Source organism: Sphingopyxis sp. SE2, assembly GCF_032227185.1.
In the GTDB taxonomy this organism is placed as follows: Bacteria; Pseudomonadota; Alphaproteobacteria; order Sphingomonadales; family Sphingomonadaceae; genus Sphingopyxis.
Genome location: NZ_JAPMXW010000001.1, coordinates 804,176 through 827,629, shown reverse-complemented (window position 1 = coordinate 827,629; position 23,454 = coordinate 804,176). Strand labels below are relative to the sequence as shown.

Below are 23,454 nucleotides of genomic sequence, written 5' to 3'. Positions count from 1 at the left end.
TCAGGCTCTCACTGAAAACAGGACATGGGATTCCGCATTGGCAGGGTCTAGCCGCATGATTTCGGCCTGAGCCGCTTCCGTCGCGGCGCTATGTGTTTCGGCAGCGTGCAGCGTGGCGCCATGCTCCCTGAAATGCTCGTCGGTGCGCGCGTCAGGAGCGAGACCTTCCGCGAGCAGGAGATCGACGCCAGCCGCCTGCACAGCTTCGCGCGGCGAAACCCCTTCGCGTGACAGGACTGCATGGGCCGCTGCAAGCGCCGCGTTCCGCACGTCGGGTCTGAGCTTTTCCTGACCGTAGATCGTGAGCTTGTCGTCCATCGTTCAATCCTCGAATAGACGCGCGCGAATGTCCGATGCCGCCGCGTTCAACGTCGTGGCACGGGATCGCAGCTCGGCATCACCCGTTCGGCCGGCGCGATCGTTGAACCGGTCTGCCTTGCCTTCCAGATAGTCAGCGATCCGATCGGCATCGGGCCTCCCATTATGTCCCGGTGTCACGCGTGCACCTGGTTGGGCTGGAATGAGATGACGCTTCCAGGCTGGCTCGCGCCCAATTTCCGGGCAGCGTTGAGCACGTCGAAAACGCGCTTGTTCGCGCGGACGTGCGCCGGGTCGATGTTGAAGCGTTTATAATCCTCAGCCCGAAGCTGCTGCACGTCGATGCCGGACTCACCCAGAATGCGATACCGATGCGTCAGGTTGTCCAAATCCGCCGCGGTCACGCCATGCTTTTCCAGCACGCCCTCAACTTCGACGCGCGCCTGATCGACGGCAGCTTGGCTGACGCCTCTGGCGACAAGTTTGAAGCCGCGAAAGCTGATCGCTTGCACGTCCATTTTCATTCTCCGACTCGATTCTCGATTGCACAAATGTTCCACCAATGTTCTCATTTGTCGAGTCATGAGTCGAGAGCTGGCAAACCCCATCAGCGACCTGTTCGATGCCGCCGTCCGGCATCGGACCATCAAGGCGTCGTGTCATTGCGGGAACGTCGGCATCTTCGATCCGCACGCGCTCTGGTATCTGTTCGAGCGTAAGGGATGGAACGACAAGCTGCCCGCAGTGCGCGAGCGGATGCGGTGCCTGCAATGCTATTACGCGAAGCGGAAGCGGACGCTAGCGATGCTGGAACTAACTTCCGAGGCTCATACGCGGCAATTGCCGATGCCGCAGATCAGCGAGTGGAAACGACAGCTACGACGCAGGCGGTGAACCTTCGCCAAGACCGAGAGAACCAGACCGGCAGCAAAGGTATTGGCAAAATAGGCCGATGATAGTTACGCGTCGTTGCATCGCTTTGAAAAGGACGCTTTGTGACAAGAACGACAGCTAAAGCCTCGCCACTTATGGAATATTGCTCTGGCGCCGTTGAGTCACTGGCAGCTCAGTTTGCGATGACAAAAGTCTTGGGACATGCGGCAACCGCCGGCGCTGCGCGCGAAAGCCTGATCCAGCACTTTCTGATCAACCATCTGCCCGAAATGAACAGTGTCGTTAGCGGGGTGATCGTCGACGCGAAGGGAAAGCGCTCCAAACAGCAAGATATCGTCCTTCTAGCAGGATCAATGCCTCGACTGCGTTTTGCCAGCGGCCATGACCTAATCTTTCAAGAGGGAGCGATGGCCACTTTCGAAATCAAAACGTCGATCAAGGGCAAGGCAACGATTGGGGAAATTGGCGAAAATATCAGAAGCGTCAGAAAATTGACCTCCAGTTCACTGGCCGGGGTACGTTTCGGCGAGCTATCGTGGCCTCACGGGCGCATACTTGCGGTCGTCGTCACATACGACGGCGCGGCCCTCTCTACGATCGCGCGCTGGTTAAATGCTGTCCCCGAAACGGATAAGCCCGACATCTATCTTGACCTCTCGAAGGGAGTTTTGCTCAAAAACGAGGGTATCTTCGAGGATGTTCGGGACGATGGCACTCAATTCATCGTTGTCGACGGCGCCCCCCTTGGGCTTGCGCGCTTCTTGACCATCCTGGCGAACATTGCCGGCATAATTCAGACCCGTGAAGTGAAGTGGAATGAGTATATCGGCTAACGGCCAGCCTTCATTCGGGAGGGCCGTGGCTCGATGCAAGAGCACTAACCGTCGTCGGAAGCGTCATCGATGAGCCGCTGCATCGCGGCGATTGGCGTGTGATCTTCCAGCTTGATCGTTTCGCCACACCCTTGGCATTCGACCGTGCGACCCAGTCTCAGCGTGCGGTAGGCAACATTCAGTTCCCGACCACAAACGGGGCAGTCGGTCGACGCTCGGATATCGTCCAGTTCATTCGCCACGGGAAGATAATACTCCCGGGGATGGTGCGCGCGCAACATCGTCCAAGAGAAGCGTCGACCGCCATCCCGACATTCGTTGCAATGACAACCTACGAATGATGACGTTTTAGGTGACGGCGTTGAAAAAATGCGGCATCCCGCGAGGCGCCATGATCCGAAAAGAATCCGCAAAAGACCTGATCAAACTGTTGAATGAGACGGATGAACAGGAAGACCTTGAGGCCAAGGAGATCTCTGGCGCGAACCTAGGCAAATCGATTTACGAAACGATTTGCGCCCTTGCAAACGAGCCCGGCTTGGGAGGCGGCACGATCCTCCTAGGAGTCAGCAAGGAGGAAGCCCTTTTCCCCTTCTATTCTGCAGTTGGAGTTGCCGAGCCTGACCGGCTTTCAAGTGATATGGCGTCTGCGTGTGCGACGATGTTCAATCAGCCTATGCGCGTGGATATCGCGCCTTCGGTGGTCAACGACGCCGTAATCCTTCGCGTTGACGTTGCTGAGTTGCCGCAGAACCAGAAGCCGCTCTATGTGAAAGCACGAGGGCTTCCAGCGGGTGCGTACCGACGCATAGGCACCGCCGACATGAAATGCACAGACGAGGACATCCAAGCATTTTTTCAGGGCAAAGCGAACGAGCCCTATGACACCCGCATAATTCGTGAGGCTCGCTGGGATGATCTCGATCCGACTGCTATTGCAGCCTATCGTCGAGCGAGAGTGGAGGCCAATCCGCTTGCCGAAGAGCTGAACTGGTCCGACGAAGAGATGTTGCATGCTCTTGGCGCGATCCAGAGGTTAGACGGAAAAACGCAAATAACTGCTACAGGTCTCCTAACCTTTGGCAAAAGTGCCTCCCTCAGGAGGCTGATGCCGGCGCAGCGTGTCGACTATATACGCGTGCCAGGCAAGGCATGGGTCTCGAATCCAGAAGATCACTTTGAAGCCCTAGATCTTCGCGGACCAATCGTGACCATGATCGGTCGCGTGATCGCGGCAATCACGGACGATCTACCCAAAACATTTGTTATTGAGGATGGCCTTTCTGGGCAACGCACTGAAACGCCAGTGCTTCCGGTGCGCGTCATTCGAGAAGCCGTCGTGAACGCTCTAATGCATCGCAGCTACGAGGTGTTTCAGCCCGTCCAAATCGTGCGCTACTCTAACCGCATCGAGATTAAGAATCCCGGATACTCTCTTAAATCTCAAGATCGATTTTCCGAACCGGGCTCAGCCATTCGCAATCCGACAATCGCAGAAATTCTGCACGAAACCCGATTTGCCGAAACCAAAGGCAGCGGGATCCGGGTCATGCAGGAAAAGATGAAACAGAGCGGTTTGGCGGCACCAGCTTTCGAGTCCGATCGAGAGGCTCAGCAGTTCACCGCTACGTTCCTATTTCATCATTTTCTCGACGAAAGCGATTGGAACTGGCTTGCTCAGTTCTCGGGCCTCCAATTGACGGAGGATCAGATGAAAGCTCTCATCTTCGTCCGAGAGATCGGGGCAATCGATAATCTATCGTATCGCAATCTCACTCAAGCCGAGACACTTACCGCCAGCAAAAGCCTCAAGGCCCTTGTGCAGGCCGACCTATTGCAGGTTCGTGGTAGCGGAACGAAAACCCACTATGTGGCCGGCGCAAAGTTTCTTGCGCTCACTAACATGGATGGTTCGGCGGCAAGCATCCATGCTAAGCCCGTTAACATGGATGGTGAGGACGGCGACGCATCTTCGATCGCCTCAATTCCAACTCCACTTCGTTACACCGTGAAATCGCTGCAGATAAAAAAGCGCGCTCAACCGGAAGAGGTGCGGGCCGTCATACTGCGGCTATGCGACTGGAAGCCGCTTTCCCTACAAGAGATCGCAGGTTTCTTGGGGAAGAAGGCGACCTACGTCTCTCAAAGATTTCTGGCCGGCATGGTTGCCGACGGCGAACTTTGTTACCTTTACCCCGAGATGCCCCAACATCCGGGCCAAAAATACCAGTCGGACAGGCTTGGAAAAAGAGGCGGGAAATGAGGTTCTGGGAGCTATAGATAGGGCGGCGCGAAATGTGCAACCTCTACACGAATAAGCCTATGGCGCAGGAAACTGCGGACCTTTTCGGCGCTACCGCCGACCGCGGTTACAATGTCGCCGATGAAGTCTATCCCGGCTATCCGGGCATCGTCGTCCGCGAGCAAGATGGCGCCCGCGTCCTGCAATCTATGACCTGGGGCTTCCCCGTCCGGCTCAAAGGCATGAAGCCGACGAGCAAGCCGAAGCCGGTCAACAACGCCCGCGACGACAAGCTGCTGACGCCGTTCTGGAAGCATTGGTTCACGACGCCCGCACATCGTTGCCTCATCCCCTTCACCGCGTTCGCCGAAGCCGAGGGGCCAAAGGGAAAGATGACGCGAACATGGATCAGCGTCGAAGATCAGCCTGTCGCGGTATGGGCCGGGCTCTGGCGCCCGACCGACGAATGGGGCGATTGCTATACCGGCGTCATGGTCGACGCGACCGAAGAGCTGTTCGACATTCACGATCGCATGCCGGTGATCCTGCGTCCCGACGAGCACGACGCCTGGCTGAACTGTCCTGCCGAAGACGCGATAGCTTTGGTGCGAAAATACCCGTCGAGCAGGCTGGTTGTCGATCGCACGGCCGAGCCGTGGTTCAAGCGTAAGACGGCCGACGGCCCGACGCTAATCTGAGGGGATAGGCTCAATGGCGAAAAAGCCGACACTGGTGGAAGAGCTAAACGCAGCAAATAACGATGCGTGGCTCGGAAATTTCGAGGACGATCCTGCAGAAGTGGGTCCGCTACATCCATATTGGAAAGCAACTCGGAAGCTCATCGCCAAACACCCGGATGAGGACTTGGCCGAACTGATCGCCACCACGCCCAATAGCCGGGAAGCACACTTGGCCGTCAGCATTCTGAGGGTGCGCGAAGGGTGGAAATCGCCGGCACGCTGGTCAATGCTTATCTCGGGCGCTTCGCTATTCGTTGCGGGGTGGGCCTTTCTGAGGACGCTTTAGGCGACTACCTCGGAACATTATCGCCATTGATGATCGTGTCCGCAATTATCAGATCCTGGGGGCCGGGAAGTCGATGAAGCTTGCCAAGCACGGTGGCCCTTTCCCCGGCTATTGCCGCAAAGCTGCCGGGCGGGATTACGATCGCCATCTTCTCGGCCTCGTTGTCGAGGAACAACAGGTCAGCATCGAACCTCAGCGTTCCCCTCCGCTCTACGCGAACGCCTCCCATCGGATTCGCTCCGGAACCGTGCGCGTGAGATGAGTTGTGCGGCGAGATACCACCTACCAAGCCAGGCGAACTGGCGCCGGTATTGCTTACGGCATCGTGTGGTCGAACTGACGGAGGTTCGTCGGCGCCTGTCGGAAAATGAGCAGATTTGGGAAACGGTAAATCCGCATTATCCGTAGTCACATTCAAAGATGGGCGCCCTACCTCGGCCGCGCCAGTTTCAATTCCGATTGCACCAAGCTTGTGAACCGACGCTCGGCGCTGCATTTCCGGCACGTCGGCACTTCCGATAAGAATGGCGAAGTCCGAAGACCAGTAAGCGTGGTCAGGAAGCCGCCATCGATTAGCTGTCGCGGGATTTAGCGTCGGCGTAGGCGGCTCTTCCCTGTGCTCGTCGCTTGGCGAGCTTCGCCATGCGTGCGTTGATCTCGTCGGCGCCGATATCGGTGGGATCGAAGACGCCGCCATACCATTGCACCATGGATGCGCGCTCGGGATGGCGCGGCTTGGCCATGGCATTGAGGAACTCTTCAAACCCCGGGGTTCCGCCGACATCTTCGGGCGGGGCTCGTCGTTCGCCATCGACGAAGCGCGGGTAATCGATGCCGGGGATGGCGGGTGTGATCTCTTCGATCTCGATACGATGTCGCCAGTTGTCCCCGAAATCATAGGTGTAGGTGAAGCTGGTGATGCCGCGCTCGACGAGCTTGCCGATGCGCATATTGGCGGCATCGCGGGTGCGGACCATGAAAGCGTCATCATCATCGAAGCGGATGCCATAGGCGGCATCGCCGACGTCGAAACGGAACAGATGGTAGTTCTCGAAGAGCATGCAGGCCTGGATCGCGAGGTGCAGGGTCTTGAGGCTGTTGGTGACGGGAAGTTCGACACGGCGCCAGATGGCGGGCTTCATGTCTTCGAGCGTGATGCGAATCCGTGCGATCTGGTCGGTCATGCCGCCATGCTGACGGGTGCGCTTTGCGCTGTCCAGTTCCACGGCATGAGCTCGTCCCAGCGGGAGGCGGGCCAGCCCGATGCGATCTTCTCGATGACATCGGCGATATAGGCCTGCGGCTCGACGCCGTTGAGCTTGGCTGTCTCGATGACCGAGTAGGTGGCAGCGGCGCGTTCGCCGCCAGCCTTCGATCCGGCGAACAGCCAGTTCTTGCGGCCGATCGCGATGGCGCGGATCGCGCGCTCGGCGATATTGTTGTCGATCTCCGCGATGCCGTCATCGATGTAGCGGGTGAGCGCATCCCAACGCTTGCGGCCATAGGCAAGCGCCTTCGCCATCGCCGACTTGGGCGACAGACGACGCAGGGCGTCGTCGATCGCGCCGCGAAGCGCATCGATCTGCGGCCTGGCTTGCTCCTGTCGTTGTCGGCGCCGGATATCGGGCGGCTGGCCGCGCACATCCTCTTCGATCCGGTAGAGCCCGGCGATACGTGTCAGCAGGTCGGTGGTAAGCGGCGTCGGGCTCGTCTGGTGGCACTCGAAGATCTTGCGGCGAAAGTGTGCCCAGCAGGCGACCTCGCGGATGCGGTTGCCTTCATAGAGCTTCTCATATCCGGCATAGCCGTCGGCCTGGAGAAGGCCGGTGAACGATCTGAGCTCGCTCTGCGGATGGATGCCGCTGCGATCAGGGGTGAACCGATACCAGGCGAGTGCCGGGGTTGCGGCGCCCGATGCGCGATCATCGACGACATAGGCCCAGAGCCGTGCCTGCGCGGTGCGGCCCTTGCCGGGCACGAGCATCGGCACCGGCGTGTCGTCAGTGTGCAGCTTGGCGGCCTTCAGCCCTTCTTCGCGGATGCGGCTGACGATCGGGTCGAGCAGATGCGCGGCCTGGCCCGCCCAGCCGGCGAGGGTGGAGCGATCGATGTCGATACCCTGCGCTGCCATCATCTCTGCCTGGCGGTAAAGCGGGAGATGATGATCGAACTTGTTCACGACGACATGGGCGAGCGTGGCAAAGCTCGCCTTACCGCGTGCTATCGCCTTCGCTGGCGCCGGTGCCTGGACGATCTTCTCACAGGCGCGGCAGCTATACTTGGGCCGCACGGTGCGGATGACGCGCCACTGGATCGGGGCGACGTCGAGTTGCTCGTCGCGGTCATCGCCCAACGGACGCAGCGCGCCGCCGCAATCGGGACAGGTGCAACTGCCGGCCTCGGGCTCGATCCGCCGTTCAGCGCGCAGCAGATGATCGGGCAAGGCGCGCACCGGCGATACCCGCTCGGCGGGCACCCTGTCGGTCGTTCGGCTATCCGCGACCTCGGCTTCGCCTTCGAGTTCTTCGAGAGCGAGCTCGAGCTGTTCGATCTGCAGCGCGAGCTTCTCCGACGACTGGCCGAAGGTCATGCGTCGGAGCTGGGCAAGCTGGTGCCGCAGGGTATCGATCAGCGTATCGCGGGCCGCGAGAGCGGCTTCGAGCTCGGCGATCCGGGCGTCCTTGTCGATGCTGGAAGAGGCTGGTTCCGACACCCCGGACGCCTAGCAAAAGCGGCGCCGCGATGCCAGTAGAACCCTCACTAATCCGCCACTTTTTACCCTGCAAGCAGGGGCGCCGCGGTGCGTTCGGGACGCCGCCAGTCGATGCCCTCAAGCAGCATCGAAAGCTGCGCCGCGGTGAGGCTGACTTTGCCCGCCTTGGTGATCGGCCAGATGAACCGGCCCCGGTCCATGCGCTTCGAGAACAGGCACAGGCCCTGGCCGTCATACCAGAGCAGCTTGACCAGATCGCCGCGCTTGCCGCGGAACGCGAACAGCGCGCCCGAGTGCGGACTCTTCTCCAGCACCTGCTGCACCAGCACCGCGAGACCATCGAACCCCTTGCGCATGTCGGTGGCGCCGCAGGCCAGATAAATGCGCGTTGTCGGTGGTAACGGGATCATCGGGCAAGGACGGACAACACCCGTGCCAGCGCATCGGCATCAACCGCCGCGTCGACGGTGAGCCGCACGCCTGACGGCAGCTCGATCCCGATCTGGCCGCTGCCTGCCGTCGCGGTGGCCGGCACCGACACCTCGACCTCGGCGAACGATGGCACCGGCGTGCGCTTCGCTCCCGTCAAATCACCCGCCAGTGCTTGCCGGCGCCACGTATAGAGCATCCCGCTGCCGACCGCGTGTCGCTGGCACGTCGCCGAGACCGAGCCGTCAGGGCCGAACGCCTCGCGCAGGATCGACAGCTTCTGATCCACCGACCAGCGACGACGCCCGCCCACGACCGCGATCCGACTGCTCATATGATCACTCATATGACCGGTCGTAAGAGCACTCGCTCCCGTCGCCGCGATATCCTCGTTCATCACCGCTCCTCGCAAAGAGCGGCTATCAGCACCGCGCAGCAGCTTCCTGCAAGGCGGCCTTCAGGACACGCTTACGCCGCAACATTGGCTGACCAGCTGAACATTGGGAAAAGCTGACAGTTTTCGAATTCAAGTTAGCGAACGCACTTCTCCATCAATTCTCAACCCGTGCCGCAAACGTCAGCGGATCGCAGATGGATGTGGAACTGTGCTATGGCCACTCGCGAATTGTTGGTTTTGCGTGCTGCCTCTTGTTGAGTGAGAACGAATACAGAGACGCATATAGATACCTACAAATTAGAGTATTTTATTCCAACATTCTCTCCTTAGGCGCCATGGCGAGCACGAAAGAGAATGGGTCCATAGATCAGCAGGAACAGCAGGAATGCTCCTGCCCAGAAGGCGCCGGCCCCCTCGATGCCCACCCGGTAACTGATCAGCCCGAGACCAGCTCCGACACGCAAGACCGCGCCCGTCGTGACGAAGATATAGATCGTGATCGTTCCCGCTCCCGCCTTTAGTTCGCGGCCCGTATGGCCCAGCGTAGCGCGGGTCATGACAGCCAGGATCATACTCGCCATCGCTCCTGCGGTGAGCGCATGAAGTGCAACAGTTCGGGGCATGCTTTCACCCAAGATGCTCCAGGCCAGGAGCAAAAGCCCGACAGGCAGCCACAGATAGCCCACATGCAGGATGGCAACCAACGGGTCGGAAAGTGTTCTCCAGCCACTCCACCGAACCATCCGAACGAGCTGGAGGAAACCTGCGAGGAGGAGGAGCCAGCCGGTGAAACTAGCGGACGGCGCGAGCACCCAGAGAAGCAAGCCTATGCCGGTAACGCCGATGGTTATTAGGTCGAAACGCGTGGGCTGCCCCGGCGCATGGTCCTTCAGGCCCTGCTTCACCATCCAGTTGCGCGTGAATGAAGGAATGATGCGGCCACCGATCAACGAGATCATGACCGTCACCAGCGCAATTCCGGCACGAAAGCCCGCTTCACTGTCTTCCAGCCAGCCGGCCACACCAGCATAATCCACCGCATTGGCGGCACCGAACAGCAGCACGAGAGCTGCGATCGGCAGGTTGCGGTTCTTTGCCGCCAGAACTTCCCGCCCCGCCACAAAAGCGAACACGACATAGAACCCGACGTCGAGCGCGGCGGCGGCGGTTAGCCCGACGTCTCCCGACCAGAGAAGCGCAATCCTTCCAGAGAGCCACAACGCGAAGAGCGCCGCAAGAGGAAGGCTTGCGATCGGCAGGCGGCCGGTCCAGTTGGGTATGGCCGTCAGCAGAAAGCCCGCAACAATGGCGCCGACGAAGCCGAAGAGCATTTCGTGCCGATGCCACGCTAACGGATCGAAGGCACTTGGCAGTGTGAGGCCACCGAGCAGCGAAAGGAGCCACAGGACCAGCGCGATGATCGCCCAGGCCGCACCGCCGAAGAAGAAAGGCCGAAATCCGCCGCGCAGGAAGGGCAGCGAGCTATCCATGCGCGCCTTGCGCAGCGCGAGCATTTCTTCACCGCGGGTTTTCGCTCCTGCCATTACGAACTGCCTTCTTTCGCTTCCCGTTGGCCGCGAATCCGAGCCACTGTTTTGGGCAGCCCATTGCGCAGAAGATGGCTCCAGAAAGCCCTGGGAAATTTCCGTTCTGGAACCATGTGTGGCGCCTTCAGCGGCCCCGGGGCAAGTATTTCACCGCATTCATGGCAGAACATGGGCAATTCCTTTGATGGAAGTAGTGGGTGTCAGTTCGCCGGCGCGCTTTTCACCGCTACTATATAGATGGCGCTGAGATTCTTCCGGTGTTGTTCGAACACGGCGCGCATTCCCAGAACGCGCTTTCTAGCTGGCGGATCTAGCAGGATGTTTCCGGCTATTCGTAGAGCTCCCATCACGCCCTCATCCTGAACGAGACGCTTCGGTCGAAGCAGATCCATCGGCGCCTCGTCCATCGCAACCACCTGAAAGCCGGCCTGCTCCAGCAATGCCATCCATCCTTGAGCGCGCAACGGACGTGCGCCCACGTGGATGGCTGAGGACAACCCTTGCGATATCCTGTCGTGCTCAGCTGCCGTGATCGTATCGGGCGAGACGCAGAGCTCATGGATCGCGTAGCGACCACCGGGCTTGAGAAGGCGATGTGCCTCCTCGACGATGCGCCGTTTGTGCTCGGCCGTGTTCATGGTCAGCATCGCCTCCCCGACAACTACTGAGGCGCAGCCATCAAGCAAGCCTGTATCATCAGCAGATCCCGTCAGGACGGAGATGTTGTGTGCGCGAGGGAGTTGGCGTCGGCTCCATGAACTGGCCTCCACATCCCGCTCGACGCCGACATAGCTCCGTGGCTTGGCGGCAAGGATGTGCCGCGCCGTAGAGCCGAGGCCGGGGGCCAGTTCGACAACATCATCTTGCCGCGTGATCTGGATATCCTGGAGCATCGCCCTGGTCATGGCTAACCCGCCCGGTCGAAGGACCCGTTTGCCGAGGCGGGCCAGTAGCCAGTGTCCCGGCATCTTCGCCGTGCTAAGGTCGCTCCCGGGCAGGTCGAAGTGAAGCGCTCTTTGCATGTTCATGTCGGGCTCCTTTAAACCATTCGGTTTTCGCTTGAGACTTCGGTCGCATCGCTGGAAAGACCTTGAGGACCAAACTTCTGTTGCGACACGTTCGCATTTAGCAGGCCTCGTCATCCGCGATGTTGTGCTAGCGCAACATCGAGACTTTTTTGACCTGCGGAGTTGGGGCGCTGATGCTGATGATTAAGAGCGATGGCAGAAGGGAGACGAGATGGGCGGACCAACGTTGAAGCCGGAACTGTCCTCCCTTTCGCGGCTCGATATCTTCACCGGCGTCTCGGCGCCCGGCCTGAGTGCGGCTAGCGAGGCAGCTCGCGCGGAGAGCTTTGGCAAGGGGGCAACGGTGTTCCGCCAGGGAGACGAGGCGCGACGGGCCTATGCTCTAAGCGTGGGGAGTGTACGCATAGTGCAGACCGGCAGCGATGGCGGTCAGGCGATCGTCCGGTTCATTGCGCCGGGCGAGATGTTTGGTTCGGTACCTCTTTTCACCAAGCGCCCGCTACCGGCTGATGCCGTCGTCGCCGAAACAGCGCTCGTGCTCAGCTGGAGTGAGGCAGATCTCGCCTTGTTGATCGACGCCCACCCGCCCATTGCCATCAACATCATCCGGATCGTCGGCGCGCGACTTGCCGATGCGCAGGACCGTGTACGCGAGCTTTCAACCCAGCGGGCAGAACAGCGGATTGCTCACACCCTCCTGCGACTCGTCACGCAAGCCGGGCAGGAGAACCGAGGCGATATTGCAATCGATCTGCCCCTACGCCGCAAGGATGTGGCGGAGATATCAGGCACCACCCTCCACACCGCCAGTCGCACTTTGTCGGCATGGGCGAAGGCCGGCCTTCTCACGAGCCACGATCATCGACTCGTACTCCACGATCTCTCCGCAATCACTAATATTGCTGAGGGATTCGAGAGCTAAATCAAAAACCAGATGGCCAAAACCACGCAGACCACCGTCACCACCACCCAGACGATCGGCCAGCCCTCCCCCTGCCCTTCCCTGGCCTCCGTGGTGTCGATCGGCGCCGGGCTGCGCTCGAGATCGTGACTGGCGTCCGTCTCGCTCTTCAGTCCCCGGTTGAGGGGCCGTTCACGAGGCGGTTCGTTCGGCGGCTGGTTCATGGCTCGTCCTTTCTCTGGCGCTTACCCGATGGTCTGAACAGGTCGGTGCGGAGAGACGCCAATCGACCATCGCAAGAAGGCACATCGTGCCGGGATCCTCGCTGTCCCTCATGGCGGACGTGAGCGTGGCCCAATCCTCTTCCTCCGCCAAGCGCGAGAAATCGGCGACTGCCATGCGAATGAAGGCGGTCGGGCTCATCCCCTCAGCCAGAGCTGCACGGTGGACTCCCTCAGCTCGCTCGGGATCGGCCGCTTGCAGCCAGCCATCGAAGCGCCCTGCCCCATCGCGAGCGGCGGCGAGTAGATCGCCGAGCATCGGCATCAGGCGGTCTCCCCGATGACCACGCCTTCGACTTTGCCGCGCTCTGCGAGCGAAGCGACGTAGCGCACCGCGCCCATCGACCAGCTTCGGGCCTCGAGCATGTCGGCGATGCGATCCTTGACGACCTCGAACGGAAGCTCTCGGCCCTTGATGCTCCGCTGCAGACGGATGATGTGCCAGCCGAACCTGGAACGGATGGGCTGTTCGGCAGTGGCCCCGTCCGCAAGGCGTTCGATAACTGTCTGGACCTCGTCAACCAACTCGCCGCGCCGCACCTGCCCGAGAGAACCGTCCTGCTGCGCCGAAGGGCATTTCGAGTAGGCGCGCGCAGCTGCGGCGAAGGAGGCCGCGTCGTTACCGACCTCCTGCAGGATCACCCGCGCTTGATCGAGCGCCTCTTCCCACGCCTTGTCGCTGTCACCCTCGGGCTCGATGAGGATGTGGCTCGCTTCGTAGATCGTGGCGGTGCGGAAGCGATCGGCGTTCGCCTCGTAATAGCGGCGCGCTTCGGCTTCGCCGGGAGTTTCCGGTATCACTGCCTCTTCGAGCAAGGCACGCACAACCGCATCCTCCTCCGTCTCGCGCGCTCCGGCTTCGTCCTCTTCCGGCTCGGCCTCGAGCTCAAGGCGGCGAGCTTCCTGCAGGAGAAGCTCACGCACCGCCAAGGCCCGGGCCGCTTCGCGCCAGGCCTCCTTGGGGCTCGCCGCCGGATGATGCTGGATTTCCTGTGCAATGGCCTCAGGTGAGATTTCGACCCCGTTGACCGACACTTCGCCGAAGCTGGGAAGTTCGGGCGTCGGCGCAAGCTCGGCCGGCCCGCCGCAGCCCCCCGTTTCACAGGCGCTCGGCATCGCCGGCGCAGGCCGGTTCTCATCGGCCTCTATATTGATAACGTCGAGCCGCCTCATGTCGCTTCTCCGCTTTCTGCTTTCTGGCGCATCGGCGCGTCCCCGCCGTAGGTCGGAGCGAGGTCGGCTACTGGCCCGCGGGTGGGGCTGTAGGCGGGCTGCCGAACCGAGGCGCGCGAGCGGACGATTTGATAGCCTGGCCGCAGCAGGAACCACACGGGCGCGCTCCAGATATGGACCAGCCGCGTGAAGGGCGTGATGAGGAACAGCGTCAACCCCAGGATGATATGCAGCTTGTAGACCAGCGCGACGTCTTGGATCTGCTGCGGTGCCGCCGGATCGACCCGCAGGATACCTTGGGCCCAACCCATGAAGCGCACCATCTCGCTGCCGTCGAGGTGCTGAATGGTCCAGTACGTCGTCGCCACACCGAGCACGAGTTGAAGCCAGATCAGCAAGAGGACGAGGATGTCGCCGATAGAGGAGCTGCGCCGGATTCGTGAGTCGAACAGACGGCGGTGAAGCAGCAGCGAGCAGCCCACGAGCGCGCCTATTCCGGCGATCCCGCCGACCACTAGCGCCATCAACTGCTTCACGTCATGTCCGATTCCCAGGGTGTCGAACACATTGATAGGCGTCATCAGTCCGACAAGGTGACCGAAGAACAGCACGATCACCCCCATGTGGAACAGGTTCGAGCCGATCATCATCTGTTTGCGCCGCAGGAACTGGCTCGATTGCGCGCGCCAACTGTACTGGTCGGCGTCGAAGCGGAAAATGCTCCCGACCACCAGCACGGTGATCGCAAGATAGGGATACCAGCCGAAGGCCAGTTGGTTGATGAAGTCGGACATCCGAACTCTCCTTATCCCTTGATCGCGGTCTTCACCGCCCGGTTGGCTGCGCGTATCTTGGCCACCACGCCGGTGGGGCCGCCCATCTCGTGGGCTCCGCCCGACGTGAAGGTGACGGGGGCTTCCTCCCATTCCTCGTCGATCTTGGCGGGATCGTCTTCAGGCGTATTTTCCTGCAGTTCGGCGAGCGCCTCTGCCCCGGGACGGACATCAGCGGCGGCCAGTATGGCGTGGAAGATCGCGCCGAAACGCTTATCCCGCTCGTCGAGCCGTTCCGCCAGCGCGGCGAAGACATGCGCCGGCTGGTCGAGCATCTCCCGCGCCTCCTCCACTGGAAGGCCCGAACAGAACTCGAGGAACACCGGAATGAAGTCCGGCAACTCCGTGGTTTCCAGAAAGAAACCCGCGCTGGCATATTGCCCGCCCAGATCGATCATCGCCTGGCCGCGTTCGCGGTTATCGCCGTGGACGTGCTCGAACAAATGAAGCGATAGCTTGCGCGATCGGTCGAACAGCTCACTGTAATCCGCCTGCAGATCGAGCAAATCGTCCGTTTCGTAGCTCTGCAGCAGGGGCTCGAGGCGCTGGATCATGGCAGGACCGAGCGCACTCTCGGCGGCCATGGCGCTCCTGACTTCGCCGATATTGTCCTTCAGCTCTTCGGACGGGTAGCCGAGCAAGGCGGCCAGGGCGCGGAGGGTCATTCTCATGTCGGAACATCCATGTAGGGCTTGCGTGGCGTGCGCTTGGTTCCGCCGAACAGGTTCGTCTTGGTCGAGCCTCCAGTGCGTTCGCGGAAACCGAAGCCGGATGAGCCGCGAAGCACGTAGGCGTCCTCCTCCAGCTCGCGGTGGGTCGTGGGAATGACGTAGCGGTCTTCATAGGCGGCGAGCGCCATGATCCGGTACATCTCCTCGATCGTGGCGCCGGTGAGACCGACGCGTTCGGCGATACTCTCGTCAATCCTGCCTTCGACCGATTTCGCGCGCATATAGGCGCGCATGGCGAGCATGCGCTCCAATCCGGTGGCAATCGGCTCCTCATCGCCGGCGGTCAGCAGGTTTGCGAGGTAACGCAGCGGAATGCGCAGCGAGCGGACGTCGGGCATGCCGTCTTTCGCCGACATCTTGCCGGCTTCATGCGCCGATTGGATAGGCGAGAGCGGCGGCACGTACCACACCATCGGTAACGTGCGGTATTCGGGGTGCAGCGGGAAGGCGACCTTCCACTCGACCGCCATCTTGTACACCGGCGAACGGATAGCCGCCTCGAGCCACTGCTCGGGTATGCCCTCCAGCCGCGCCTGTTCCTGCACCTCGGGATCGTTGGGGTCGAGGAACACCCCAAGCTGCGCGGGATAGAGATCCTGCGGGTTCTCGACCGATGCTGCCGCCTCGATCTTGTCGGCATCGTAGAGGAACACGCCGAGATAGCGGATGCGCCCGACGCAGGTTTCGGAGCAGACGGTCGGCTGCCCGGATTCGATCCGCGGGAAGCAGAAGATGCACTTCTCCGACTTTCCGCTCGACCAGTTGTAGTAGATCTTCTTGTATGGACAGCCCGAGACGCACATGCGCCAGCCGCGGCACTTCTCCTGGTCGATCAGGACGATCCCGTCCTCCGCCCGCTTGTAGATCGCGCCCGAAGGACACGAGGCGAGGCAGGACGGATTGAGGCAGTGCTCGCACAGCCTCGGCAGATACATCATGAAGGTCTTCTCGAACTCGCCGTAGATCTCTTTTTCGACCCCTTCGAAGTTGTGATCTGCAGAACGCTTGGAGAACTCGCCGCCGAGCATGTCCTCCCAGTTACCGCTCCACTCGATCTTGTTGATGACCTCGCCAGTCAGCAGCGAGCGGGGCTTCGCCGAGGGTTGTGCCTGCAGTTCCGGCGCCGCCTGGAGCCACTCATATTCGAACGTGTATGGCTCGTAGAAGTCGTCGATCTCGGGAAGATGCGGATTGGCGAAGATCTTCGACAGAATACGCCACTTAGAGCCCTGGCGGGGGATGATCTTGCCGTTCTTCTTGCGGATCCAGCCGCCCTTCCAGCGGGCCTGGTTCTCCCAGTCCTTGGGATAACCGATGCCGGGCTTTGTCTCGACATTGTTGAACCAGACGTATTCCATGCCTTCGCGGTTAGTCCACACGTTCTTGCAGGTGATCGAGCAGGTGTGACAGCCGATGCACTTGTCGAGGTTCAGGACCATCGCGATCTGTGCGCGTACTTTCATTCTGTCGGCTCCCGATTTGCTTCTTGCCGCGGCGAAGTTCCGGTCCCCCAATCGGCGGTGCCACCCTCGACGTTCTTGCTGTCGTCGGCTGCCTTGTCGAACCAGTTCACTTCGCTCATCTTGCGCACGATCACCCACTCGTCGCGGTTGGCGCCAACGGTGCCGTAGTAATTGAACCCGTAGGCGAGCTGCGCATAGCCGCCGATCATGTGGGTCGGCTTCATGTTGATGCGGGTCACCGAGTTATGGATGCCGCCGCGTTGACCGGTGATCTCAGAGCCGACTGTGTTCACCAGCTTTTCCTGCGCGTGGTACATGAGCGCCGAACCCGGCCGGATACGCTGCGAGACGATCGCGCGCGCGGTCAGCGCACCATTGACGTTGAACGCCTCGATCCAGTCATTGTCCTCGATGCCCGCAAGCTTCGCATCGTCCTCGCTGATCCAGAACATCGGTCCGCCCCGGTTGAGGCTGAGCATGATCAGGTTCTCGGTATAAGTCGAATGGATGCCCCACTTCTGGTGCGGAGTGAGGAAGTTGAGCATGATCTCGGCGTTGCCGTTGGGCAGTTTGCCGAGCACCTGCATCACAGTCTTGGTGTCTATTGGCGGCCGCCAGGTGACGAGCCCTTCTCCGAAAGCACGCATCCAGTGGTGGTCCTGGTAAAGCTGCTGGCGGCCGGAAATCGTCCGCCAGGGGACCAGTTCGTGCACGTTGGTGTAGCCGGCGTTGTAACAGACCTTCTCGCTCTCGATCCCGGACCAGGTGGGTGAGGAGATGATCTTCCTCGGCTGCGCGACGACGTCACGGAACCGGATCTTCTCTTCCTCACGTCCTTCCGCAAGATGGACATGGCTGCGCCCGGTGGCCTTCTCCAGCGCATGCCATGCCTTGACTGCGACCTCGCCATTGGTTTCCGGGGCCATCATCAGGATGGTTTCGCAGGCCTCAATATCGCTATCAACCTTGGGGCGGCCGGCGGTGGGGCCTTCGGGCACGATCCCGTTGAGCCTGCCGAGCAGTTCGACCTCGTCCTTGGCATCCCAGTTGAGGCCCTTGGAGCCGTTGCCGAGCGCTTCGACCTCCGGCCCGAAGGAGGTGAACCGCGCGAACACATCGGGGTAGTTGCGTTCGACCAGGCTGATAGCAGGCATGGTCTTGCCGGGGATCGGCTCGCATTCGCCCCTTCCCCAGTCCTTCGGCTCGTAGGGCTGCGCCAGTTCGCCTGGAGTGTCGTGCTGAATAGGCGAGAGAACGACGTCGTGCTCCACGCCGAGCACTTCGGGAGCCACGGCCGAGAACTTCTTCGCGATAGCGCGGAAGATGGCCCAGTCGCTCTTGGCCTCCCAGGCAGGGTCCACCGCCGCGGTGAGCGGGTGGATGAAGGGGTGCATGTCCGTCGTGTTGAGGTCGTGCTTCTCATACCAGGTCGCGGTCGGCAGCACGATGTCGGAATAGACGCTGGTGGTCGACATGCGGAAGTCGATGTTGACCAGCAGGTCGAGCTTTCCCGTGGGGGCCTCGTCGTGCCATGCGACTTCCTGCGGCCGCTCCTCCTCAGGCACCTCCTCGTCGGTCCCGATCACGCCGTGAAGCGAACCGACGAAGTGCTTGAGGAAATATTCGTGGCCCTTGCCGCTCGCGCCCAGCACGTTCGATCGCCAGAAGAACATGTTTCGCGGCCAGTTGCGCGGATTGTCGGGGTCATGCGCCGAGAGCTTCAGCTCGCCCGACTTGAGGCCATCGACCACTTCTGTGACGGGATCTGACCCGGCTTCGTGAATTCGCCGGCCAAGCTCGATGGGATTGGTTTCCAACTGCGGCGCGGACGGCAGCCAACCCATTCGTTCCGCCCGCACGTTGTAATCGATCATCGTGCCCGACCAGTCCCCCGCCGGCGCGAGCGGCGAGAGGATCTCGGACATCTTGAGAGACTCGTAGCGCCATTGGTCGGTATGTGCGTAGAAGAAGCTGGTTCCGTTCATCTGCCGCGGAGGGCGCACCCAGTCGGTAGCAAAGGCAAGAGGTAACCAGCCCGTCTGCGGGCGCAGCTTTTCCTGGCCGACATAATGTGCCCAGCCGCCGCCCGACTGACCCACGCAGCCGCACATCACGAGCAGCGAGATGATCCCGCGATAGCTCATATCCATGTGGTACCAGTGGTTAAGCCCGGCCCCGAGGATGACCATCGACCGGCCGTTCGTCGCCTCGGCATTGGCCGCGAACTCGCGTGCGACCTGGATGATCGCCTCACGCGGGACCCCGGTGACCTTCTCCGCCCATGCAGGCGTGAAGGGAAGGTCGTCGTTGTAGCTCGAGGCGACGTTCTCGCCTCCGAAGCCGCGATCCACCCCGTAATTGGCGCAGAACAGGTCGAACACGGTTGTCACCCTGGCGCTCGATCCGTCGGCGAGCGTCACCTGCTTTGCGGGCAGGTTGCGCGTCAGGATCTGCTCGTGGTCGGTGGCCACGAAATCGTGCGGCGCGGTACTACCGAAATAGGGGAAGGCGGTGGCGACGATCTCGTCCTCGCTGCCGGCCAGTGTGGTGCGGAGGCGTATCTTGCGTCCCTTGCCGTCCTTCTCCTCGAGGTTCCACTTGCCCTGTTCGCCCCAGCGATGGCCCGCCGCGCCAAGCGGGGCGACAAACTCGCCGGAAAGCTCGTCCAGCCCAACGCATTTCCAGTCCGGATTATTGCTCTCGCCCAGTGCGCCAGCGAGGTCGGAGGCGCGCAGCAGGCGGTCGGGAACGGTTCGACCGTCCTGCTCCTTCAGCAGGACCAGCAAGGGAAAGTCGGAGTAGCGACGGGTATAGTCCGAAAAGTACTCCACCTGGCGGTCGACATAGAACTCCCGCAGCACAACATGACCCAAGGCGAGCGCCAGCGCCGCATCCGTGCCCTGCTTGGGATGCAGCCATAAGTCGGAAAACTTGGCCGCCTCGTTGTAATCGGGCGCAATCACCACGCTCTTGGCGCCGCGGTAGCGAACCTCGGAATAGAAGTGCGCGTCGGGCGCGCGCGTCATCGGGACGTTGGAGCCCCAGACGAGCAGGAACCCGGCATTGTACCAGTCGGCGCTTTCCGGGACGTCAGTCTGTTCGCCCCAGGTCTGCGGGCTCGACGGCGGCAGATCGCAGTACCAATCGTAGAAGCTGAGCAGCGTCCCGCCGATCAGAGAGAGGTAACGGCTGCCGGCGGCGTAGGAGATCATCGACATCGCCGGAATGGGCGAGAAGCCGGCTATGCGATCGGGGCCATACTCCTTGATAGTGTAGGCATTGGCGGCCGCAATGATCTCGGTCACCTCGTCCCACCCGGCCCTGACGAACCCGCCCCGTCCGCGCTTCGAAACCCAGTCGCGCCGCTTGTCCGGATTCTTGACGATCGATTCCCACGCCGCGACCGGCGGCATCGTCGCGCGCGCTTCGCGCCAGTGGCGGATCAGCCGTGCGCGAACGAGCGGATATTTGATGCGCGTGCCGGAATAGAGATACCAGCTGTAGCTGGCTCCACGCGGGCAGCCGCGCGGCTCGTGGTTGGGAAGATCGGGACGCGTCCGGGGATAGTCCGTCTGCTGCGTCTCCCACGTGACGATCCCGCCCTTCACATAAATCTTCCACGAGCATGAACCGGTGCAGTTCACGCCGTGAGTCGAACGGACGATCTTGTCCGCCGCCCAGCGCTTCCGATACGCGTCTTCCCAGTCGCGGCTCTCGTTGGTGGTGATGCCATGCCCTTCCGAAAACTCGCTCCGCGCGCGGCGGAAATAGGTCAGGCGGTCCAGGAAATGGCTCATTGCGAGCTCCCTTTATTGGCATGGGCAGGTACGGTGCGGGGGGATTGCGTCCCGCTCGAGACAGGCTGCCGAGCGCGATCGTAGAAGTACCACGTCAGGGCAGCGCAGGTGACGTAGAAGATCATGAATCCCCAGAGAGCCGCGTTGGGCGCGCCCGTCAGTTCGATCGACGAGCCGTAGGCCTTGGGGATGTAGAATGCGCCGTAGGCGGCGATGGCAGAGATGAAGCCGACGATCGCCGCGGACTCGCGGTCCGCCTGGATTCGGCATTCCTGAGCATCGAGATGCGATGCGGTGCGTTCGATCTCCCGCCGCATGATGCCCGGCACCATCTGGAAGGTGGATGCGTTGCCGACGCCGCTTGCCAGGAAGAGCAGCAGCACCATGGCAAAAAAGCCCCAGAAGCTGCGCATGTCGAGGAACCAGATCATCCCGAAGGACGCGGCGATCATCGCCACGAAGACCCAGAAGGTCACCCGCGCGCCCCCCACCCGGTCGGCAATCCAGCCGCTGCCGGCCCGCGCCAACGCGCCCACCAACGGGCCGATGAAGGCGTAGCGAAGCGCGTTCACTTCGGGGAACACGAGCCCTGCAAGCAGCGGGAAGCCCGCAGACATGCCGATGAAGGTCCCGAATGTACCGGTGTAGAGCCAGCACATGATCCAGGTGTGAAATCGGCTGAAGATGGTCGCCTGGTCTGCAAACGACGACTTGGCGCTGAGGATGTCATTCATTCCGAACCATGCTGCGAGTGTGCCGACAATGATTAGGGGCACCCAGAAGAACCCGGCATTCTGCATCCACACCGCTTCGCCACCGGCGGTCATCTGCGCCGATCCGCCCAGCGCTCCGAACAGGCTCATCGTCACGACGAAAGGCACGACAAACTGCATCAGGCTGACGCCGACATTGCCCAGCCCGGAGTTGATCGCCAGCGCGTTGCCCTTTTCAGACTTCGGAAAGAAGAAGCTGATGTTCGCCACCGAAGACGCGAAGTTTCCGCCGCCAAAGCCGCAGAGCAGCGCCAGCACCAGAAAGATCAGATATGGGGTGTCGGGGTTCTGCACCGCATAGCCGATCCCAAAGGCAGGGATCAGAAGGGACGCCGTCGAGATCGTGGTCCACAAGCGCCCGCCGAACACCGGCACGAGAAAGGCATAGAAAATGCGTAGCGTCGCACCTGAGAGGCCCGGCACAGCCGCAAGCCAGAAGAGCTGATCGGTGGTGAAGGCGAAACCGATGGAAGGCAGTTGCGCAACGACAACGCTCCAGACCATCCAAACCGCGAAAGATAGCAGCAGGCAGTACGTCGAAATCCACAGGTTACGGCGAGCAACCGGCCGGCCTTTGGTTTGCCAGAATTCCGGATCCTCCGGTCTCCAATCGGCGATCGGACCGGCGCCGCGCACCGGACGCTCGATATCCTTTTCGCCAAAGCCCTGCATCTCGGGAAGCTCGGGCAGCAGAGCGGTCCGTTCCGGCTCGCGGGCGGCGCGCCTTTCCATGTACTGGATCGCCACGTGCATCCAGGCAAGCGCGACCCCGACAAGAAGGAACAGCAGCGCGAACACACTGGTCCAGATCCCGGTAATGTCGACCAGGGCTCCGAATGCGAGCGGCAGGACAAAACCACCGAGGCCGCCGATCATTCCGACCAGACCGCCAACGGCGCCGACGTGGTTTGGGTAATAGACGGGGATGTGCTTGAACACGGCCGCCTTGCCGAGGCTCATGAAGAACCCCAACACGCAGATCAGCAGGACGAAAGGAACCAGCCCCATTTCGGTACGGAAGGTAATAGGCCCTCTGGCTCCGTCGATGATGTAGGTCGTGGGCGGATAGGAGAGCATGAAGGTGCACAGGACCGAGACACCGAGCGTCCAGTAAAGCACCGCGCGCGCTCCATACTTGTCCGAAAGCCGTCCACCGTAGATGCGGAAGAGGCTGGCCGGGACCGAAAAGCACGCTGCAAGAACTCCCGCAGTCACCAGATCGAGACCGTAGACGTCCATGAAGTAGTGCGGAAGCCACAGAGCCAGCGCCACGAAGGCCCCAAAGACGAAAAAGTAGTAGAGCGAAAACCGCCAGATCTGCAAATTGCTCAGAACGGCGAGCTGCTGCCTCATTGAAACGCCCGGCTGTTCGCTCCGCCGTCTCTGTTGCGTCTCCGGATCTTCCTTTGTCAGCAGAACGAAGCCGGCGGCCATCATCAGAAGAGCAATGCCCCAAATCTGCGCCACTGCACTCCAGCCGAGCGCAAGCATCACAGCCGGCGCGGCGAGTTTGGTCACCGATGATCCGACATTCCCAGCCCCGAAGATGCCGAGGGCAAGCCCCTGCCGCTCGCGAGGATAGAATTTCGAAACGTAAGCGACGCCTGCGGGAAAAGAGCCGCCTGCAATTCCAATGAACAGCGCTGCGACCAGCAGTTCGACATAGCTGTCGGCATAGGAGGTTGCGAAGCTGGCGAGACCCGCGACAAGCATCACCCCGGCGAACACGCGCCGACCGCCGTATTGGTCAGCCCAGATGCCGAAAACAAGTCGCGACAGTGAACCGGTAAGTATGGGGGTGCCGATCAGCAGTCCGAACTGAGTTTCGGAAAGTCCGAACTCGTCCTTGATGGCGATGCCTACGATCGAGAAAATCGTCCAGGCGGCAAAGCAGACGGTGAACGCAGCGGTGCTCGTCCACAATGCGCGCGGTGCGCCGGAAGGTACGCCTGCCCCGGTCACAGGCGTAGCACCGCTAGTTTGGAAGGCGGCGCGATCGAGACGAGGATGTCAACCAGGCGAGCCTCCTTCGTTCCTAATTCGCACGAACCTACGGAGACAAAATGAGTCCGGCA

General features: G+C 61.3%; 24 protein-coding genes. 6 read left to right on the top strand and 18 right to left on the bottom strand.

The features are described 5' to 3' along the window. Nucleotides 1-318 carry a hypothetical protein gene (locus OVY29_RS03820; RefSeq protein ID WP_313910981.1) on the bottom strand — a complete coding sequence of 106 codons (318 nt, stop codon included), beginning with the start codon at nt 316-318 and terminating at the stop codon, nt 1-3. Between the two features lie 176 nt (nt 319-494). Further along, the gene (locus OVY29_RS03815; protein WP_313910980.1) at nt 495-842 is read right to left on the bottom strand and encodes a hypothetical protein; all 348 of its coding nucleotides are present in this window, start codon (nt 840-842) and stop codon (nt 495-497) included. A gap of 58 nt (nt 843-900) precedes the next feature. On the opposite strand from OVY29_RS03815, the gene OVY29_RS03810 reads away from it, so the two are divergent. Next, nucleotides 901-1,212, top strand: coding sequence for a hypothetical protein (locus OVY29_RS03810; RefSeq protein ID WP_313910979.1), 312 nt, complete (start codon nt 901-903; stop codon nt 1,210-1,212). Nucleotides 1,213-1,313: 101 nt separating this feature from the next. After that, complete coding sequence (locus OVY29_RS03805; protein ID WP_313910978.1) at nt 1,314-2,045, top strand: DUF6602 domain-containing protein; 732 nt, start codon at nt 1,314-1,316, stop codon at nt 2,043-2,045. Nucleotides 2,046-2,089: 44 nt separating this feature from the next. On the opposite strand, the gene OVY29_RS03800 is transcribed toward OVY29_RS03805, so the two are convergent. Continuing rightward, nucleotides 2,090-2,287, bottom strand: a complete 198-nt coding sequence (locus OVY29_RS03800) for a hypothetical protein (protein ID WP_313910977.1) — start codon at nt 2,285-2,287, stop codon at nt 2,090-2,092. A gap of 110 nt (nt 2,288-2,397) precedes the next feature. On the opposite strand from OVY29_RS03800, the gene OVY29_RS03795 reads away from it, so the two are divergent. From OVY29_RS03795 to OVY29_RS03785, 3 genes are read left to right on the top strand one after another with little or no spacing between them, the layout of a single operon-like run. Beyond that, nucleotides 2,398-4,308, top strand: coding sequence for an ATP-binding protein (locus tag OVY29_RS03795; RefSeq protein ID WP_313910976.1), 1,911 nt, complete (start codon nt 2,398-2,400; stop codon nt 4,306-4,308). Nucleotides 4,309-4,340: 32 nt separating this feature from the next. Next, a complete protein-coding gene (locus OVY29_RS03790; RefSeq protein ID WP_313910975.1) occupies nt 4,341-4,985 on the top strand; it encodes an SOS response-associated peptidase family protein in 645 nt (214 codons plus the stop codon). A 13-nt stretch (nt 4,986-4,998) separates the two neighbouring features. Further along, nucleotides 4,999-5,313, top strand: a complete 315-nt coding sequence (locus tag OVY29_RS03785) for a hypothetical protein (protein ID WP_313910974.1) — start codon at nt 4,999-5,001, stop codon at nt 5,311-5,313. A 4-nt stretch (nt 5,314-5,317) separates the two neighbouring features. Here OVY29_RS03785 and OVY29_RS03780 read toward each other — a convergent pair whose 3' ends face one another. The 7 genes from OVY29_RS03780 to OVY29_RS03750 form a co-directional block, all read right to left on the bottom strand. Continuing rightward, nucleotides 5,318-5,542 (bottom strand): hypothetical protein, encoded by a 225-nt coding sequence (locus OVY29_RS03780; protein ID WP_313910973.1) that lies wholly within the window; start codon nt 5,540-5,542, stop codon nt 5,318-5,320. A 343-nt stretch (nt 5,543-5,885) separates the two neighbouring features. Continuing rightward, entirely contained in the window at nt 5,886-6,497 is a 612-nt protein-coding gene (locus OVY29_RS03775; RefSeq protein WP_037555259.1) for a plasmid pRiA4b ORF-3 family protein, read from the bottom strand. Continuing rightward, a complete protein-coding gene (gene tnpC / locus OVY29_RS03770) occupies nt 6,494-8,026 on the bottom strand; it encodes an IS66 family transposase (protein ID WP_313910972.1) in 1,533 nt (510 codons plus the stop codon). Before tnpC ends, OVY29_RS03775 begins: the two co-directional genes overlap by 4 nt. A gap of 62 nt (nt 8,027-8,088) precedes the next feature. Beyond that, the gene (tnpB, locus tag OVY29_RS03765; RefSeq protein WP_137754517.1) at nt 8,089-8,436 is read right to left on the bottom strand and encodes an IS66 family insertion sequence element accessory protein TnpB; all 348 of its coding nucleotides are present in this window, start codon (nt 8,434-8,436) and stop codon (nt 8,089-8,091) included. Beyond that, a complete protein-coding gene (gene tnpA, locus OVY29_RS03760) occupies nt 8,433-8,852 on the bottom strand; it encodes an IS66-like element accessory protein TnpA (RefSeq protein ID WP_246427310.1) in 420 nt (139 codons plus the stop codon). The genes tnpB and tnpA overlap by 4 nt, the downstream gene beginning before the upstream one ends. A 326-nt stretch (nt 8,853-9,178) precedes the next feature. Further along, nucleotides 9,179-10,396 (bottom strand): NnrS family protein, encoded by a 1,218-nt coding sequence (locus tag OVY29_RS03755; protein ID WP_313910971.1) that lies wholly within the window; start codon nt 10,394-10,396, stop codon nt 9,179-9,181. A gap of 203 nt (nt 10,397-10,599) precedes the next feature. After that, the gene (locus OVY29_RS03750; protein WP_313910970.1) at nt 10,600-11,427 is read right to left on the bottom strand and encodes a methyltransferase domain-containing protein; all 828 of its coding nucleotides are present in this window, start codon (nt 11,425-11,427) and stop codon (nt 10,600-10,602) included. A 226-nt stretch (nt 11,428-11,653) separates the two neighbouring features. Between OVY29_RS03750 and OVY29_RS03745 the strand changes: the two genes are divergently transcribed. Next, nucleotides 11,654-12,349, top strand: a complete 696-nt coding sequence (locus OVY29_RS03745) for a Crp/Fnr family transcriptional regulator (RefSeq protein ID WP_313910969.1) — start codon at nt 11,654-11,656, stop codon at nt 12,347-12,349. On the opposite strand, the gene OVY29_RS03740 is transcribed toward OVY29_RS03745, so the two are convergent. From OVY29_RS03740 to OVY29_RS03705, 8 genes are read right to left on the bottom strand one after another with little or no spacing between them, the layout of a single operon-like run. Beyond that, nucleotides 12,346-12,552, bottom strand: a complete 207-nt coding sequence (locus OVY29_RS03740) for a hypothetical protein (protein ID WP_313910968.1) — start codon at nt 12,550-12,552, stop codon at nt 12,346-12,348. The genes OVY29_RS03745 and OVY29_RS03740 overlap by 4 nt on opposite strands. After that, the gene (locus OVY29_RS03735; protein WP_313910967.1) at nt 12,521-12,874 is read right to left on the bottom strand and encodes a hypothetical protein; all 354 of its coding nucleotides are present in this window, start codon (nt 12,872-12,874) and stop codon (nt 12,521-12,523) included. The genes OVY29_RS03740 and OVY29_RS03735 overlap by 32 nt, the downstream gene beginning before the upstream one ends. Next, complete coding sequence (locus OVY29_RS03730; RefSeq protein WP_313910966.1) at nt 12,874-13,782, bottom strand: peptidylprolyl isomerase; 909 nt, start codon at nt 13,780-13,782, stop codon at nt 12,874-12,876. The genes OVY29_RS03735 and OVY29_RS03730 overlap by 1 nt, the downstream gene beginning before the upstream one ends. Continuing rightward, on the bottom strand, nt 13,779-14,576 hold the full coding sequence (narI, locus tag OVY29_RS03725) for a respiratory nitrate reductase subunit gamma (protein ID WP_313910965.1): 798 nt from the start codon (nt 14,574-14,576) through the stop codon (nt 13,779-13,781). The genes OVY29_RS03730 and narI overlap by 4 nt, the downstream gene beginning before the upstream one ends. An 11-nt stretch (nt 14,577-14,587) precedes the next feature. Continuing rightward, nucleotides 14,588-15,286: a nitrate reductase molybdenum cofactor assembly chaperone gene (narJ, locus tag OVY29_RS03720; protein ID WP_313910964.1), complete on the bottom strand. Its 699-nt coding sequence runs from the start codon at nt 15,284-15,286 to the stop codon at nt 14,588-14,590. Continuing rightward, nucleotides 15,283-16,809 carry a nitrate reductase subunit beta gene (gene narH / locus OVY29_RS03715; RefSeq protein ID WP_313910963.1) on the bottom strand — a complete coding sequence of 509 codons (1,527 nt, stop codon included), beginning with the start codon at nt 16,807-16,809 and terminating at the stop codon, nt 15,283-15,285. The genes narJ and narH overlap by 4 nt, the downstream gene beginning before the upstream one ends. Next, entirely contained in the window at nt 16,806-20,606 is a 3,801-nt protein-coding gene (locus OVY29_RS03710) for a nitrate reductase subunit alpha (RefSeq protein ID WP_313910962.1), read from the bottom strand. Before OVY29_RS03710 ends, narH begins: the two co-directional genes overlap by 4 nt. Then, the gene (locus OVY29_RS03705; RefSeq protein WP_313910961.1) at nt 20,603-23,341 is read right to left on the bottom strand and encodes an MFS transporter; all 2,739 of its coding nucleotides are present in this window, start codon (nt 23,339-23,341) and stop codon (nt 20,603-20,605) included. The genes OVY29_RS03710 and OVY29_RS03705 overlap by 4 nt, the downstream gene beginning before the upstream one ends. Nucleotides 23,342-23,454 lie beyond the last annotated feature (113 nt).